Origin of the sequence: Myxococcus dinghuensis (assembly GCF_024198235.1) — a bacterium.
GTDB classification, from domain to species: domain Bacteria; phylum Myxococcota; class Myxococcia; order Myxococcales; family Myxococcaceae; genus Myxococcus; species Myxococcus dinghuensis.
In genome coordinates this window covers 414,525-429,829 of the sequence record NZ_JAKCFB010000003.1, presented here as the reverse complement: position 1 = coordinate 429,829, position 15,305 = coordinate 414,525, and the positions used below count along the sequence as shown (strand labels likewise).

Genomic DNA, 15,305 nt, shown 5'->3' with positions numbered 1-15,305 from the left:
ACGGTTGGCCCCCTTCGACCTGGAAAGCTACCTGACCACCCAGTCGTCACGGGTGGAGACGATGTTGCGAGAGCGCCTCGATCGGCTCGGGCCCGCGGGAGCACCTCCCCGGCTCGTGGAGGCCATGCGCTATTCGCTGACGGCGGGGGGCAAGCGGCTGCGCCCCATCCTCTGCCTGACGTTCGCGGACGCGGTGGCGCGCGCGTCGCTGGTGTCGGCGTTGGCCGGGGACGCGGCGAGCTCGCTCGAGTACGTGCACACGTATTCGCTCGTCCATGACGACCTGCCGGCCATGGACGACGACGACTTCCGCCGGGGCCGACCCACCAACCACAAGGTGTACGGCGAGGGCATGGCCATCCTCGCGGGCGACGCGCTCCTGACGGAGGCCTTCGCGTTGCTGGCGGACGGGCCGGAGCCGGTGCGCGCCGCGCTGTGCCGCGAACTGGCGGTGGCCTCGGGGGCCGTAGGCATGGTGGGCGGCCAGGTGCTCGACACCGCGGAGGACCGCCCCGCGGACCTGGACTACCTGGTGCGCATGCACCGGCTGAAGACGGGCGCGCTCATCCGCGCCGCGTGCCGCATGGGGGCGCTGGCGGGCGGCGGCGACGGCGAGGCGCTGGCGCGGGCGCAGATCTACGGCGACGCCGTGGGACTGGCCTTCCAGATCGCCGACGACGTGCTCGACGTGACGGCCACGCGGGAGCAGCTCGGCAAGCCCGCGGGCGCGGACGCGGAGGCGGGGCGCTTCACCTTCCCGGCGGTGGTGGGCCTGGAGGCGTCGCGGCGCATGGCGAACGAGCACGTGTCCCTGGCCATCGAGGCGGTGCGTCCGCTGGAGGGCGAGGGAGGGCCGCTGGCCGCCCTGGCGTGCTACGCGGTGGAGCGGAAGTCCTGATGGCGGAGCTGCTGGCGCGCGTCGCCTCGCCGTCGGACGTCCGGTCTCTCCCGGAGGACGTGCTGCCCCAGTTGTGCGCGGAGCTGCGCGAGGAGATCATCGCCATCTGCGGGCGCGTGGGCGGGCACCTCGGCGCGTCGCTGGGCGCGGTGGAGCTCATCGTCGCGCTGCACCGGGTGTTCCACTCGCCCACGGACGCGCTGCTGTTCGACGTGGGCCACCAGACCTACGCCCACAAGCTGCTGACCGGCCGCCGTGAGCGGATGCACACGCTGCGGCAGGCGGGCGGCGTGGCGCCGTTCCTCGACCCGAAGGAGAGCCCGCACGACGCGCTGCTCGCGGGGCACTCCTGCACGGCGGTCTCCGCGGCCCTGGGCGTGCTGGAGGGCCGGCGGGTGATGGGCCAGCGAGGCCACGTGGTGGCGGTGCTGGGAGATGGTGGGCTGACGGGAGGCCTCACCTTCGAGGGATTGAACAACGCGGGGGGCAGCGACCTGCCGTTGGTGGTCGTGCTCAACGACAACCAGATGTCCATCAGCGCCAACGTGGGGGCCATCCCCGCGCTGTTGCGCACGCGGGGCGCGCGGGACTTCTTCGAGGGCCTGGGCTTCACCTACCTGGGCCCGGTGGACGGTCACGACCTGGGCGCGCTCGTGCGAGCGCTGCGCGAGGCGCGCGCGTCCTCGCGTCCCGTGGTGGTGCACGCGCTGACGCTCAAGGGGCGGGGCTTTCCACCCGCGGAGGCGGACGCGCAGACGCGCGGGCACGCCATGGGGCCCTATGAGTGGCGCGACGGGAAGCTCGTGCGCTCACGCGGAGGGCATCGCACCTTCAGCGAGGCCTTCGCCGCGGTGCTGGAGGAGGCGATGGCGGCGGACTCGCGCATCGTCGCCGTCACGCCCGCGATGCTGGAGGGCTCGGCGCTCAACGCGCTGAAGGCGCGCTTCCCGGACCGGGTCCACGACGTGGGCATCGCCGAGCAGCACGCCGTCACGTTCTGCGCGGGGCTCGCCGCCGCGGGAGCGCGCCCGGTGTGCTGCATCTACTCGACCTTCCTCCAGCGGGCATACGACCAGGTCATCCACGACGTCTGCCTGCCGGGCCTCCCCGTCATCTTCGCGGTGGATCGCGCGGGGCTGGTGGGCGCGGATGGTGCCACGCACCAGGGGACGTACGACGTGTCCTCGCTGCGGCCGCTCCCGGGACTGAGCCAATGGGCGCCCGTGGTGGGCGAGGACCTCGTGCCCATGCTCGCCACGGCGCTGGCGTCGCCGGGGCCGTCCGTCATCCGCTTCCCCCGGGGGACGCTGACCCCCGCGCCGCCGGAGGTCGAGGTGGGCGTTGCCCCACTGTCGGGGGCGCGCTGGCTGCGGCGCGCCGAGCACCCGCGCCTCACGCTGGTGACGTTGGGGCCGCTGGGCCTCGCGGCCCTGGAGGCGGTGCGGGACGAACCGACGTGGAGCGTGCTCGACGCGCGGGGCGCCTCGCCGCTCGATGCGACCGCGCTCCTCGAGGCCTCCGCATGTGGCCATGTCGTGGTGGCGGAGGAGGGGACGACGCGTGGCGGCCTGGGGAGCGCGGTGCTGGAGCTCTATGCCGAGCGTGGCGCCTCCCCGCGTGTCCACCTCCTGGGGATGCCGGATGACTTCGTGCCGCACGGCGACGCTCGGGCGCAGCGCGCGGAGCTGGGGCTGGATGCCTCGGGCCTGAGGCGTGCGGGGCGGATGCTGCTGGAAGGGAGCGCGCGGTGAAGCCTCGCAAGGAGCGCCTCGACATCCTGGTGGTGGAGCGCGGGCTGGCCGAGTCGCGCACCAAGGCCCAGGCCCTCATCCTCGCCGGGCAGGTGGTGGTGGCGGACCAGCGGGTGGACAAGCCCGGTTCGCTCGTGCCGGTGGAGGCGGAGCTGCGCCTCAAGGGCGAGGTGCTTCCCTACGTCTCCCGGGGCGGGCTGAAGCTGAAGGCCGCCATCGACCGCTTCGGGCTCGACGTGCGGGGCAAGGTGGGCGCGGACATCGGCGCCAGCACGGGTGGCTTCACCGACTGCCTGCTCCAACACGGCGCGGTGCGGGTGCACGCCATCGACGTGGGCTATGGGCAGCTCCACGAGAAGCTGCGGACGGACGCGCGCGTGCGCTCGCGCGAGCGCGTCAACGCGCGCTACCTGACGGAGGAGGACCTGCCGGAGAAGGTGGGTGTCGTCGTCATCGACGTCAGCTTCATCTCGCTCACCCAGGTGCTTCCGGCGGTGCTGCCCTTCCTGGAGCCCGGAGGCCTGCTCGCGGCGCTGGTGAAGCCCCAGTTCGAGGTGGGGCCGGACCGCGTGGGCAAGGGAGGCGTGGTGCGGGACGCCGCCGCCCGCCAGGAGGCCATCGACACGGTGACGGCCTTCGTGCGCGCCCAGGGCCTCACCGTGCGCGGGCTGATGGACTCGCCCGTGCCGGGCCCGGCGGGCAACGTCGAGGCACTCCTCGTCGCCGAGCGGGCCTGACGGGACGCGGGCACGGCGCGCGGACGGGCCGCCGTGCCCTTCGCTGGCGTCGACGGCCTACTGGGGCCGCGCGCTGCGGTACTGCGTCGAGGGCTGCGTCTGCAGCAGCTTGAGCCCGGTGCGCAGCCAGACCCGGTTCGTGCTGTCCAGCGCGGCGCCCAGGGACACGGGGACCTGATAGCGGAACAGCTCGCGCGACTCGCCGGAGCTGCCCGCCTGCTGGTCCATCCCGACGATCTCCACCGGCAGCGTCGGCGTCGAGCCCGTGGGCGCGGGCGCGCTGAGGAAGAAGAGGTCCGTCGAGGACGCCGGCAGGAGGAGGTGGCGCACCTGGAGCGCGCCGTTGGCGTCCACCGAGCGCTGCTCCTTGTTGCGGATGGCGCCCGTGGTCGAGTCCAGCACCCACACGCGCTGCGTGGTGATGGCGGCGACGCGGCTGCCACTGGCGTACGGCACCACGCCCACCACCTTGCCCGCGAAGGAGCGGACCCACTTGGAGTTCGTGCCCTGGCAGCCGTCTCCCACCGTGACGCAGGCGGTGACCTGCGACTGGTCCGTCCCGGTGATGAAGCCCAGGTACACCAGCGCGCCGTCGTCGCTGAACGACGCGATGGGCAGCGGCGGCGTCGACGTGGAGCTCACGTTCTCCGTCTTCTTGTACTCGGCGCGGAGCTGCCCCGTCGTCGTGTCGACGACCTCGACGATGATCGACGCGCGGTTGTTGATGAACGGGAGCTGCGAGGCGATGAGCACGGTGTTGTCGCCCGTGACCAGCGGCGCGGCCAGTGCGTTGCCCACCTCGAGCTGGCGCGTGTAGCGCCACTTCGTCTGGCCCACGCCGAGCCCGCCGGAGGACTGGTGGGAGACGCGCACGACGTCACCGGACATCATGCGGATGAGGGCGTCGCCATCTCGCAGCACCGACAGGGACTCGACCTCCATCGTCGCCTCCGTCTGCGAGGCCAGCGCGAAGCTCTCGTCGATGGCGAACGCACCCGACCCGGGCGTCCACACCCATCGCTTGCCGGTGACGCTGTTGCGGTCGGTGATCTGCGTGGAGCCGTTGCAGGGGAAGGGCACGGTGATGCTCGTGCCGACGCCCCCGTTGGCGCCGTGCCGGTACATCGTCTCCAGTCCGCCCGCCGTGGCCTTGCCGCAGCTCAGGAAGGACATGGTGCTGCCGGTGCCGTCGATGGCGAACGGGTGGGCGTAGACCTGGCCGCCCTGCGGGTCCTCCACCACCTTGCTGACGGGGAAGAAGATGGCCGGCTGCGGCAGGGACGTGTTCTTCCGCCCGTCGTCGCAGATGGCCTCCGCCGTCAGGGACAGGCTCGCGGCGATGCCCACCAGCGGGTCGCTGTAGCGGATGTCACTGGCCTGCAGCTCCAGGGTGGTGGAGCCGGTGGCGTAGGGGAACGTCTTGAGGAAGGTGGTGCGGTCGTAGACGTTCAGCGTCGTCACCGCGTCGCAGCCGGTCACGTTGACGATGAACTTGAGCGACAGGCCCGCGACGTTCCCCTCGGGGACGAGCAGGGTCACCTGGGGAGGGTCCGGCGTCGGGGGTGGCGGATCCCCGCCACACGCGACGGCCAGGCCGGATGCGAGTACGAAGATCGTGCGCCATGCACGCCGAGTCACAGGAGAGTGGAGCATGGCACCGCACTCTACCTCGCTCCCTCCCTTCCGGCATCCTCCCGGCCTCCGGGCCGCCGCGCGGCGGGATGGCGGATTCCCTGCGCGCCAGGCCAGGGTCCGTGATAGCCGCGCGGTCCCCCCTGGCGCGGTGGCTGCGCGACGGGTGGGAGGCACGAGGTCGGGACGACGAAGGTGAGGACCCCACGATGAGCGCCGCACGACGGCTCGACGGCACGCACGCAGGGCGACCAGACCGCCGCCAGGACGCGGGAGGTGGGGAAGCTTTCGCGTGCCTCGTCGTTCCGGGGCGCGCCTCGCGATATCCGGTGGATGGGACGCCCGGAGTCGCTCGGGGGCCACGCGGGCGGGCGCGGTGGCCCACTGCGGAAAGCCACGATGGGCGGACCCCCGCTTCGACCGTACACACTTTTCCTGGCTTGTCTGGATGTGCGCCGCTCTGGCCCACGGACCGGATCAGCGGCATGATCGGGATTCGAACCATGACCCCTTACGCACTCAGCGGGTTTTTGCAGCCTCCCCACCCGGTCCCTCCGAGGGACCCCGGGGCGCGAGGTTCACTGTGAGAGTCGAGATGCAGCCGGAGCAGCGGGGACGCGTGCTGGTGGTCGCGGGCAAGGAGGCCGGCGACGCACTCATGGAGCGGCTGACCGCGAGCGGCTACCACTGCGCGGCGGCGGAGCGAGAGAGCGGGTTGGTGGAGGCGGCGGACTCGCTGCAACCGGAGGTCGTGCTGCTGTCGGCCAGCGCGAAGCGCGCGGCGGAGCTGCTCGAGACGCTGCGCCGCGTCGAGCGGCTCCAGCGGGTGCCGGTGCTGGTGGACCTGGGCAAGGCCCGGTCCGCGGAGGCCTTCAAGCGGCTGGCCGTGGATGACTGGATTCGCGGCGCGGACGAGGTCGTGCCCCGGCTGGAGGCCGCGCTGCGCGCCGGACGGATGCGCGACCGCGAGGAGCGGGTGCGCCTGCGCATGGGGATGCTCCTGGAAATCACCCAGGCGGCCACCAGCTCGCTGGAGCTGGAGGAGATCCTCCGCATCGCCGTGGACAAGGTGGGGCGCGTCACCGGGACGGACCGGTGCTCCGTGGTGCTGGTGGAGGGCAGCCACGCGCGCACGGGCCGGGTGGTGGCCACGCAGGAGGACCCCAGCCTCGTCCAGTTGGACATCGAGGTGGCGCGCTACCCCGAGCTGCGCCGCGCCCTGGAGACGCGCGAGCCGGTGCTCATCGAGGAGGCCCAGCGAGACCCCCTCATGGCGGAGGTGCGCACGTCGCTCGTGCCCCTGGGCGTGAAGTCCATCCTGGTGCAGCCGCTCATCTGCCAGGACGACCTGCTGGGCGCGCTGTTCCTGCGCATGTCCCGCATGGACGTGTCCTTCGGCCGCGACGAGCAGGAGTTCACCCAGGCCGTGGCGGGCGTGCTGGCCAACTCCATCCGCAACGCGCGCCTGCACACGGCGGTGAAGAAGAAGCGCGAGGACCTGGAGCTGGCGTACGTGGAGCGCTACCACGAGCTGCTCGAGGCCAACCGCCGCCTGAAGGAGCTCAACCGGCTCAAGGACGAAATCATCGCGGTGGTGAGCCACGACCTGCGCGCGCCCCTCCAGGTGCTGCTGGGCCACGGCCGGCTCCTCCTGGAAGGTCCGCTGGAGTCGCAGCAGAAGCAGTCCGCGGAGGCGATGATCCGCCAGGGCAAGAAGATCCTCGGCCTGGTCGAGTCGCTGCTGGAGAAGGGCAAGGGCGAGGCGGCGCGGCTGTCCATCGAGCCGCGCGTGCTGGACGTGGCCCAGTTGTGCCGCGACGCGGTCAACGAGCTGGAGATCCTCGCCGCCGAGCGTGGCGTGGCGCTGCGGGCGGACTGCCCCGACAGCCTGATGCTCATCGGCGACGAGGTGAAGCTGCACGAGGTGCTCCAGAACCTCATCACCAACGCCATCCACCACGCGCGCGACGCCGGAGAGGTGGTCGTCTCCACCCGCCGGCTGTCCCGTCCGGACGGGGACGCCGCGAAGGTGTGCGTGCAGGACGACGGCGTGGGCATCCCCCAGGACGAGCTGCACCTGGTGTTCGACCGCTACCGCCACGGTGGCAAGGGCACGGGGCTGGGGCTGGCCATCTGCAAGGAGTTCGTCGAACTCCACGGCGGGGAGATCTGGGCGGAGAGCCCGCCGGAGCACGGCTGCCTCTTCGTCTTCACGCTGCCGCTGGCGCAGGAGGCGCCGCGCAACCCGCGCCCGGTCATCGCCGCGACGTCGGTGTCGGAGCAGCCGCGCGTGCTGGTGGTGGAGGACGAGCCGGAGATCGCCGCCGTGCTGTCGGAGGTGCTGCGCTCGAAGTATCGCGTGGAGGTGGCGCGCGACGGCGCGGAGGGCCTGGCGCGGGCACGCGCGCAGCGGCCGGACCTGGTGGTGATGGACGTGTTCCTGCCCAAGCTGGATGGCCTGGACGCGGCCATGGCGCTGAAGTCCTCGTCGGACACGGCGAACATCCCCGTCATCCTGCTGTCCGCCCACCAGGGCGTCGCGGAGAAGGTCCGCTCGCTCAACCTCGGGGCGGTGGACTACATGAGCAAGCCGTTCAACGCGGTGGAGCTGCTCAACCGCACCGAGCGCGCCCTCAAGCTGCGCCAGGGTGAGCGTGAGCAGATGGAGCGGGAGAAGACGAACCCGCCCCTGCAGCGCCGCACCGGCAGCGACCCCGCCACCGGGCTCCACGACCGGCGCGGGCTCCTGCTGCGCCTGGAGCAGGAGCTGGCGCGCAGCCGGCGCTACCACCGGGCCCTGAGCCTGGCGGTGCTGCGCCCGGACCGCCCGGTGGAGCCGGTGCCCGGCAACATCGCGGACATCATGCGCAAGCGGGTGCGCCATCCGGATGCCATCTCCCACCTGGGCGCCGGTGTGTTCGTGGTCGTCCTGCCGGAGTGCAACGCGGAGGCCGCGCGCAACGTCATCAGCCGTCTGCTCCCGGACGTGGAGCGGGCGACGGACATCGAGTACCGGTCGTCGGTGGCGGACGTGAGCCAGGACAGCGACCCGGTGGAGAAGCTGCTGGAGAAGTTGGGGGCACCACCCCCGGAGGCGAGCTGAGGCGCCTGCACGGCGCCGGGGGCCGCGCTAGACTTCCCCTCGCGTGAGCCCCTTCCGCCGCCCCGCCTCCGTCCTGCTCGTCGCCCTGCTGGGGTCGGCCGCGCTCGCGGCCCCACCGCCCCACCGCCCGCACGTCGACCGGGAGGCGATGCGCGAGGCCATGGACGCGGCCGCCACGGACGAGGGGGCGTTCTCCTCGTCGGCCAGCTACGGCCACTACCTGCGGGCGAGGCTGGCCCACCACGCGGGGGACCACCGCGCCGCGGTGGACGCGCTGCGTCTGGCGCTGGCCACGGATGAGGGCCACCCCCTGCTGCTCACCCGGCTGGCGGAGGAGTATGCCCGGCTGGGCGACCTGGAGAAGGCGGAGCGGGAGCTGCGCCGCGCGGTGGAGCGCGCCCCGGCGTACTACCCGGCCCACGTGCTGCTGGGCCGGGTGCTGCTGGAGTCCGGGCGGCTGACCCGCGCCCGCCTGCACCTGCGTCGCGCCATCGCCCTCAAGCCGCGCGAGCCGGAGGCGTACCTCGTGCTCGCCCAGCTCTTCCTGGAGTCCGGCGCCGCCGACGAGGCCGTGAAGGTGGTGGATTCGCTGGCCCGGGCCCTCCCGGGAGAGGCGTCCGGCTACCGGCGCCTGGGCCTGGCGCTGGCGGAGCGGGGAGATACCCGTCGCGCGGAGCGGCTCCTGGTCGAGGCCGCCGCGAGGGACCCCGGCGACGTGGAGGTGCTGGGGACGTTGGCCCGGCTCTACGAGGAGACGGACCGGCCCTCCCTGTCCGAGGAGACGCTGGCGCGGGCCCTGGAGCGGGAGCCGGACAGCCACGAGGTGCTGATGGCGGCCGGTCGCTCCGCGCTGAAGGCCGGCTCCATGGTGCGGGCGCGCGCGTACTTCGACCGGCTGCTGTCGCTCTCCGGCGAGCCCGAGACGGCGGTGCGGGTGGCCTTCAGCTACCTGTCCGCACGCGAGCCCACCGCGGCCGCGGAGGTGCTCGAGTCCGCGCGCCGCACCGGCGCCAAGGAGCCCCGCCTGGACTACTACGCCGGGCTGGTCCACGAGCGGATGCGCCGCTTCTCCGAGGCGGCGGACGCCTTCGCCAGCGTGCCGGAGGACTCGGACGTCTTCCAGGATGCCCGGCTCCGGCGCGCCCGGTGCCTGTCGCTGGTGGGGCAGCACGCACCCTCGCTCGCGCTCCTGCGCGACGCGCTCCAGGCCTCGCCGCAGGACCCGGAGGTGCGCGCGCAGTACGCGCGGGCCCTCGAGCGGGGTGGGGCGCCGGCCCGCGCGGTGGAGGCGCTGAAGGAGGCGCTCGGTCGCACCGGCTCGCCGGTGCTGTACGACGCGCTGGCCGCCACGCTCCACCGGCAGGGGCGGGGCACGGAGGCCCTGTCGCTGCTGCGCGACGCGGTCGCTCGCAACCCCCGGGACGAGGTCCTCCAGTACGTCCTGGGCTCCGCCTTCGAGCGCCAGGGCGACCTGTCCAACGCCCAGTCGCGGATGCGGGCGGTCCTGGAGATGGACCCGGACAACGCGCCCGCGCTCAACTTCCTGGGCTACCTGATGGCCCTGGCGGGAAAGGACCTGGAGGAGGCGGAGCGGCTGGTGCTGCGCGCGCTGGAGCTGCGCCCCGACACCGGGGCCTATCTGGACTCGCTGGGGTGGGTGTACTTCCGGCGGGGGGACCTGCCGCGTGCGGTGGAGGCCCTGGAGCGGGCCTCCGCGCTGGCGCCGGACGAGCCGGTCATCCTCGAGCACCTGGGGGACGCGTACCAGAAGTCCGCCCGGGGCGCGGAGGCGGTGGGCGTGTGGCGGCGGGCGCTGGAAGTGCTGACGCTGGAGCCGGAGGCCGCCGCGCCTCCCGGGCAGCGCGAGGTCCTGGAGCGCAAGCTCAAGGCGCTATCCACGGGTGCGCCGGGCCGCTAAGTTGTGAGCCCTATGGCGCGTCATGACGAGGGCTACTTCACCAGCAGGGACGGGACGCGGCTCTTCTGGAGGAGCAGTCTTCCGGACTCCGAGCCGCGCGCGCACGTCGCGATCATCCATGGCTACGGCGACCACTTCGGCCGCTACCGCTACGTCGAGTCCGCGCTGCTGGCGGACGGCTTCGCCGTGCACGGCTTCGACTACCGGGGCCACGGGCGCGCCGAGGGGCGCCGGGCCTACTGCGAGACGTGGCCGTCCTACGTGGACGACCTGGAGGTGTTCTGGGAGCGCGTGCGCGCGGCCGCGGGCGACAAGAAGACCTTCGCGCTGGGGCACAGCCACGGCGGACTGATGGCGGCCCACTGGGCGGGGGCCCGCGCCGTGGAGGGACTGACCGGGTTGGTGCTGTCCGCGCCGTACTTCAAGCTGGCCATCTCTCCGCCGGCGGTGAAGGTGATGGCCGCGCGCGCCGTGGGGAAGCTGGTCCCCTGGCTGGGCATCGCCTCCGGCCTCAAGGTGGAGGACCTGACCACGGACGTGGAGGTCCAGCGCCTCACCCGCGAGGACCCGCTCTACCTGTCCATCGCCACGCCTCGCTGGTTCATCGAATCCACGAAGGCCCAGGCGGAGGTGATGCCGCTGGCGCCGAAGATTCGAGTCCCGCTGTTCGTGCTGTGTGGCGCCGCGGATGGTGTGGCGGCCCCGGCGGCGGCGAAGACCTTCTTCGAGGCGGCGGGCTCGACGGACAAGAAGTTCCTGGAGTACCCGGGGATGAAGCACGAACCCCTCAACGAGGTGGGGCGCGCGGAAGTGTTCCGGGATATCTCCGGCTGGATCTCCGCGCATCTCTGACATAATCAAGGCGCTCGGCTCCTCGGTGGGAGCGGGCTCTGGGTGAGGTCACCGCATGGCAACGGGTGAAACGGGCATCATCGGCAAGGGCATCGTCATCAAGGGCAACCTCACCGGAGGTGGGGACCTGGTCATCGAAGGGCGGGTGGAGGGGCAGATCGCCCTGAAGAACCACCTCACCATCGAGAGCACCGGCAAGGTGCAGGCGGACATCCGGGCCGAGGAGTTGACCATCAACGGCGAGGCGAGCGGGAACATCGACGCCTCCACCCGGGTGGCCATCAACGCTTCGGCCAAGGTGGCCGGCGACATCAAGGCGCCTCGCGTCGTCATCGAGGATGGGGCCGTGTTCAACGGCTCCATCGAGATGGACGTGCGGTTGCCGGACGACATCTGAAGCTCACGCCGCGCGTACGGCACACACCTTTCGAGAGGGGCGGACAACACTCATGGCGAATACGGTCATTGGTTCGAGCATCGTCATCGACGGGGAGATCTCCGGGGACGAGGATCTGGTCATCCAGGGCACCGTGAAGGGGAAGATCTCCCTCAAGGAGAGCCTCTACGTGGAGGGCAGCGGCGTCGTCGAGGCGGACATCGAGACGCAGAACGTGGAGATCGCCGGTCGCGTGACGGGCAACATCGTCGCCAGCGACAAGGTCGAGCTGAAGACGGACTGCCGCGTGGTGGGCGACATCAAGGCCCCGCGCATCCTCATCGCCGACGGTGCCTCCTTCAAGGGCAACGTCGACATGGACATGAAGGAGCGCTGATTCGTGGCCACCCCCAAGGAGTTGAGCGCAGACGCCGTCAACAACACCGTGGTGGGGCCCTCCATCCTCATCAGCGGCAAGTTGACCGGTGACGAGGACCTCACGGTCCGGGGCCGCGTCGAGGGCGAGCTGACGCTCAGCCGCACCCTCATCGTCGAGCCCTCGGGCGTGGTGAAGGCGAACGTGGCGGTGAAGAACGCCATCGTCAGCGGCGTGGTGGTGGGCAACATCAACGCCACCGAGAGCGTGGAGCTGACCCGCGAGGGCCGCATGGTGGGCGACATCCACGCCCCCCGCGTCATCATCGTGGACGGCGCCAGCTTCCGCGGCCGCGTGGACATGGGCGACGTGGAGCCCGGCCGGCTGCCGGCGGAGCGCCCCGTGGTGGCGCGTCCGACCACCGTGGCGCGTCCCACGACCCCCGCCGCCCGCCCGTCGACCACGCCTCCTCGGCCGCCGGTGGCGCCGTCCCGGCCCACGCAGGCCACGGTGGTGGCGCGTCCCACGCCGCCGCCCCCGCCCGTCGCGCGTCCACCCCAGAGCAAGCCCCTGCCGCCCCCCCCGCCTCCGCGGGCGGAGCCGCGCCCGGCCGCTCCGGCGCCGGTCGTGGAGCAGACGGCCTCTGCCGAGCCGCCAACGCCCTTCGCGGTGGGTGCTGGCGCGAAGAAGAAGGTCGTGGTGAAGAAGAAGACCCGCTAGAGCCCGCCTCCCGCGCCGCCGGACCTCCGGTCGCGCGGGAAGTGGGTAGACCAGGGGTGCCACCATGGACGCCGAGCACAGGGTTGACGGACAGGAAGGGATGCCGGGATCTCCGGACGGGGGCTCGTCGTCGACGTCCGAGCAGGTCTCGGCGCGTGGCGGCGAAGCCGTGCCCGAAGGTGGGGTGGGTGCCGAGGCCCGGCCCGAGGAGCCCCGCGCGGGTGAGGAGGCGTCGTCCTCCCAGGTCGTCCCGCGCGACGGGGAGCCCGCCGCGTCCCAGACGCAGCAGAACGGAGTGGAGGGCGTGAGCGGCGCGGTGTCCCCCGAGGGCGCCGCCGCCGAGCCCCCCGCCACGTCGGCGGAGCCGGCGGCACGGGAGCCCGACGCGGCGAGCGACGTCGAGGCGTCGGGCGACGTCGAGGCGTCGGCCGAGGCCCCGAGCGACGTCGAGGACGCAGCGGGTGCGAGCGAGGACGAGGACTCGGAGGAGTTCGAGCCGCTGGTCGCGCCCGAGGAGCGCCTCGCCGGCCGCGTGGTGACGGTGTTGATGCCGTTGGAGCGGCTCGAGGACGAGGCCTCGTTCCGGCTGCGCCCGGAGGGCGACGTGTCGGGCCTGGCCACGGACATCGCCCGGCTGGGGCAGTTGTTCCCGGTGGACGTGCGTCCCCTGGGCGGTGAGCGCTTCCAGTTGGTGTGCGGCTTCCGGCGCGTGGCGGCGCTGCGCTTCCTCAAGCGCGACGCGGTGCAGGCGCGTGTCCACACGGACCTGTCGGACGAGGACGCGCTCCTCATGTCGCTGGCGGAGGCCATCCACGCCACGCCGGTGGAGCCGGAGGTGCTGGAGGCCAAGCGCGACCAGCTGGAGGCCCAGGGGCGCCTGAGCGCCGCCGTGGCGGACATGCTGGAGAAGGCGCTCGCCACCGAGGAGTCGCTGGCGCCCGAGGGCGTGGAGGAGGAGATCGACGCGGACGAGCTGGCCGCGGACGTCTCCCAGCGGTTGGGCGCCATCAACCAGGACCTGTCGCTGCTCGCGGACGTCTTCGCGTCGCTGGACGAGTCGAGGCGCGCGGAGCTGCTCATGCAGCTGCGCTACTCGTCCGAGCTGGTGGCCTATCTGGAGGGACTCTAGGTGTTCGCGGATGCCCTGGTGCGTGATCGCGCGCGGCTCCTGGAGCTGCTCACCCAGCGCTCCTTCGAGCGCCGCCGCGTCGTCCTCTCGTCCGGCAAGGAGTCGGACTTCTACATCGACTGCAAGCGCACGGCGCTGCTGGCCGAGGGGCACTTCCTCATCGGCCGGCTGTTCCTGGACGCCATCCGCCGGGAGGCCCCGGAGGCGGTGGGCGTGGGCGGCCTGACGCTGGGCGCGGATCCGCTGGCGTCGGCGGTGAGCCTCACGGGCTACCTGTCCAGCCACCCGCTGGCGGCCTTCATCGTCCGCAAGGAGCCCAAGGGCCACGGCACCGGCCAGTGGATCGAAGGGCTCAGCGGCCTGGGCGCGGGCGCGAAGGTGGCCATCGTCGAGGACGTCGTCACCACGGGGGGCTCCACGCTCAAGGCCATCGAGCGGGCCCAGGCCGAGGGGCTGACGGTGCTGGGCGCCTTCGCGCTGGTGGACCGGCTCGAGGGGGGACGTGAGGCGGTGGAGGCCGCGGGCCACCGGCTCACCACGTTGTTCACCCGCAAGGACTTCATTCCGTGAAGAAGCTTCTCGTCGCCGGGGCGCTGGTGGGCGTGCTGTCCGGTTGTTCCACCACGCCCCCGGCCGTCGGCGAGCAGGCCCCGACGCTCCCGGACGAGCGCGCGGAGCAGGCCTACCGGTTGCTCCTCGCGCGCTACTCCGGCCAGGACCAGATCTACGACGGCTTCGACACCCGCCTCTTCGCGGGCGTGACGCTGCAGACGCTGAAGTTCCGCGAGGCGCGGGTGAAGCGCCAGGCCGTCTTCCAGATGCTGCCCACGGCCAAGACGGAGCAGCTGCTCGCGGAGGAGCGCGCGGAGGCGTCCCAGGTCCACGAGTTCTTCCTGGGCGTGCACGTCAACGACTACCGGTACCTCGACTTCGACTTCAAGCGCTCCATCTGGCGCATGGCGCTGGTGACGCCGTCGGGCGAGGTGACGCCCACCCGCATCCGCCGCCTGGGCCGCGCCGACCTGGAGATGCGCGCCTACTACCCGTACACGAGCGTGTTCTGGGTGGGCTACGAGGTGCAGTTCCCCACGACGATGGCCAACGGCGAGCCCGTGATTCCGCCGGGCACGGGGCACGTGACGTTCCGCCTGGCGTCGTCGCTGGGACAGGCGCAGCTCACGGTGGCCGCGGAGTAGCGGCCCGGCCCGCGTCCGCGTCTCAGGTCTGCTCGGGGCGCTTCAGCCACTTCTCCGTCGCCGCGAGCGTGGGGCCCTGGAGCAGGCGCTCCACCAGCGCCGCGGGCGAGTCGCTCACCGCGAAGGGGAGGGCCTGCTCGGCGGGGACGAAGCCCTCTCCCGCGAGGTGCCGGGCCATGGCCACCAGCGGCTGGTAGAAGCCGAGCGTGTCGAGCAGCCCCATGGGCTTGCGGTGCAGGCCCAACTGCGCCCAGGTGATGATCTCGAACAACTCGTCCAGCGTGCCGAAGCCGCCGGGCAGCGCGATGAACGCGTCCGAGCGCTCGGCCATGAGGGCCTTGCGCTCGTGCATGGACTTCACGCGGATGAACTCGGTGAGGCCCAGGTGGGCAATCTCCCGCGCGCCCATGAAGTCCGGCAGCACACCCACCACGCGGCCTCCCGCGGCCAGCGTGGCGCTCGCCACCGTGCCCATGAGGCCCACGCTGGCGCCGCCGTAGACGAGCGTCAGCCCGTGGCGCGCCAGCTCCGTGCCCACGAGCCGGGCCGCCTCCGTGTACTCCGGGTGGGTTCCGGACCGGGAGCCGCAGAACACGCAGACGCTGCGCACGCTCATG

14 protein-coding genes are annotated in these 15,305 nt (G+C 72.5%); 12 read left to right on the top strand and 2 right to left on the bottom strand.

From position 1 onward, the window contains the following. Positions 1 to 4: 4 nt before the first annotated feature. Genes LZ198_RS06690 through LZ198_RS06680 form a run of 3 tightly spaced genes read left to right on the top strand, consistent with a single transcriptional unit; the run spans position 5 to position 3,386 of the window. A complete protein-coding gene (locus tag LZ198_RS06690; RefSeq protein ID WP_253971033.1) occupies positions 5 to 898 on the top strand; it encodes a polyprenyl synthetase family protein in 894 nt (297 codons plus the stop codon). Further along, a complete protein-coding gene (locus LZ198_RS06685; protein WP_253971032.1) occupies positions 898 to 2,649 on the top strand; it encodes a 1-deoxy-D-xylulose-5-phosphate synthase in 1,752 nt (583 codons plus the stop codon). Before LZ198_RS06690 ends, LZ198_RS06685 begins: the two co-directional genes overlap by 1 nt. Further along, a complete protein-coding gene (locus tag LZ198_RS06680) occupies positions 2,646 to 3,386 on the top strand; it encodes a TlyA family RNA methyltransferase (protein WP_253971031.1) in 741 nt (246 codons plus the stop codon). Before LZ198_RS06685 ends, LZ198_RS06680 begins: the two co-directional genes overlap by 4 nt. 57 nt (positions 3,387 to 3,443) lie before the next feature. Here LZ198_RS06680 and LZ198_RS06675 read toward each other — a convergent pair whose 3' ends face one another. Next, positions 3,444 to 4,925, bottom strand: coding sequence for a hypothetical protein (locus LZ198_RS06675; RefSeq protein ID WP_253971030.1), 1,482 nt, complete (start codon positions 4,923 to 4,925; stop codon positions 3,444 to 3,446). A gap of 688 nt (positions 4,926 to 5,613) precedes the next feature. On the opposite strand from LZ198_RS06675, the gene LZ198_RS06670 reads away from it, so the two are divergent. The 9 genes from LZ198_RS06670 to LZ198_RS06630 all read left to right on the top strand — a co-directional run bounded on the left by LZ198_RS06670 (position 5,614) and on the right by LZ198_RS06630 (position 14,688). Further along, the gene (locus LZ198_RS06670) at positions 5,614 to 8,121 is read left to right on the top strand and encodes an ATP-binding protein (RefSeq protein WP_253971110.1); all 2,508 of its coding nucleotides are present in this window, start codon (positions 5,614 to 5,616) and stop codon (positions 8,119 to 8,121) included. A 43-nt stretch (positions 8,122 to 8,164) separates the two neighbouring features. Beyond that, a complete protein-coding gene (locus tag LZ198_RS06665; RefSeq protein WP_407667382.1) occupies positions 8,165 to 10,039 on the top strand; it encodes a tetratricopeptide repeat protein in 1,875 nt (624 codons plus the stop codon). 12 nt (positions 10,040 to 10,051) lie between these two features. Next, positions 10,052 to 10,891: an alpha/beta hydrolase gene (locus LZ198_RS06660; protein ID WP_253971029.1), complete on the top strand. Its 840-nt coding sequence runs from the start codon at positions 10,052 to 10,054 to the stop codon at positions 10,889 to 10,891. A 55-nt stretch (positions 10,892 to 10,946) separates the two neighbouring features. Next, positions 10,947 to 11,288 (top strand): bactofilin BacN, encoded by a 342-nt coding sequence (gene bacN / locus LZ198_RS06655; protein ID WP_046714731.1) that lies wholly within the window; start codon positions 10,947 to 10,949, stop codon positions 11,286 to 11,288. Between the two features lie 52 nt (positions 11,289 to 11,340). Then, positions 11,341 to 11,664 (top strand): bactofilin family protein, encoded by a 324-nt coding sequence (locus LZ198_RS06650; RefSeq protein WP_002636698.1) that lies wholly within the window; start codon positions 11,341 to 11,343, stop codon positions 11,662 to 11,664. A gap of 3 nt (positions 11,665 to 11,667) precedes the next feature. Beyond that, positions 11,668 to 12,363, top strand: coding sequence for a bactofilin BacP (bacP, locus tag LZ198_RS06645; RefSeq protein ID WP_253971028.1), 696 nt, complete (start codon positions 11,668 to 11,670; stop codon positions 12,361 to 12,363). 100 nt (positions 12,364 to 12,463) lie between these two features. After that, the gene (locus LZ198_RS43160) at positions 12,464 to 13,492 is read left to right on the top strand and encodes a ParB/RepB/Spo0J family partition protein (protein ID WP_267145457.1); all 1,029 of its coding nucleotides are present in this window, start codon (positions 12,464 to 12,466) and stop codon (positions 13,490 to 13,492) included. Then, positions 13,493 to 14,062 carry an orotate phosphoribosyltransferase gene (gene pyrE / locus LZ198_RS06635; RefSeq protein ID WP_253971027.1) on the top strand — a complete coding sequence of 190 codons (570 nt, stop codon included), beginning with the start codon at positions 13,493 to 13,495 and terminating at the stop codon, positions 14,060 to 14,062. Then, a complete protein-coding gene (locus tag LZ198_RS06630) occupies positions 14,059 to 14,688 on the top strand; it encodes a hypothetical protein (RefSeq protein ID WP_253971026.1) in 630 nt (209 codons plus the stop codon). The genes pyrE and LZ198_RS06630 overlap by 4 nt, the downstream gene beginning before the upstream one ends. A gap of 22 nt (positions 14,689 to 14,710) precedes the next feature. On the opposite strand, the gene LZ198_RS06625 is transcribed toward LZ198_RS06630, so the two are convergent. Continuing rightward, entirely contained in the window at positions 14,711 to 15,304 is a 594-nt protein-coding gene (locus LZ198_RS06625) for an LOG family protein (protein WP_253971025.1), read from the bottom strand. Position 15,305 lies beyond the last annotated feature (1 nt).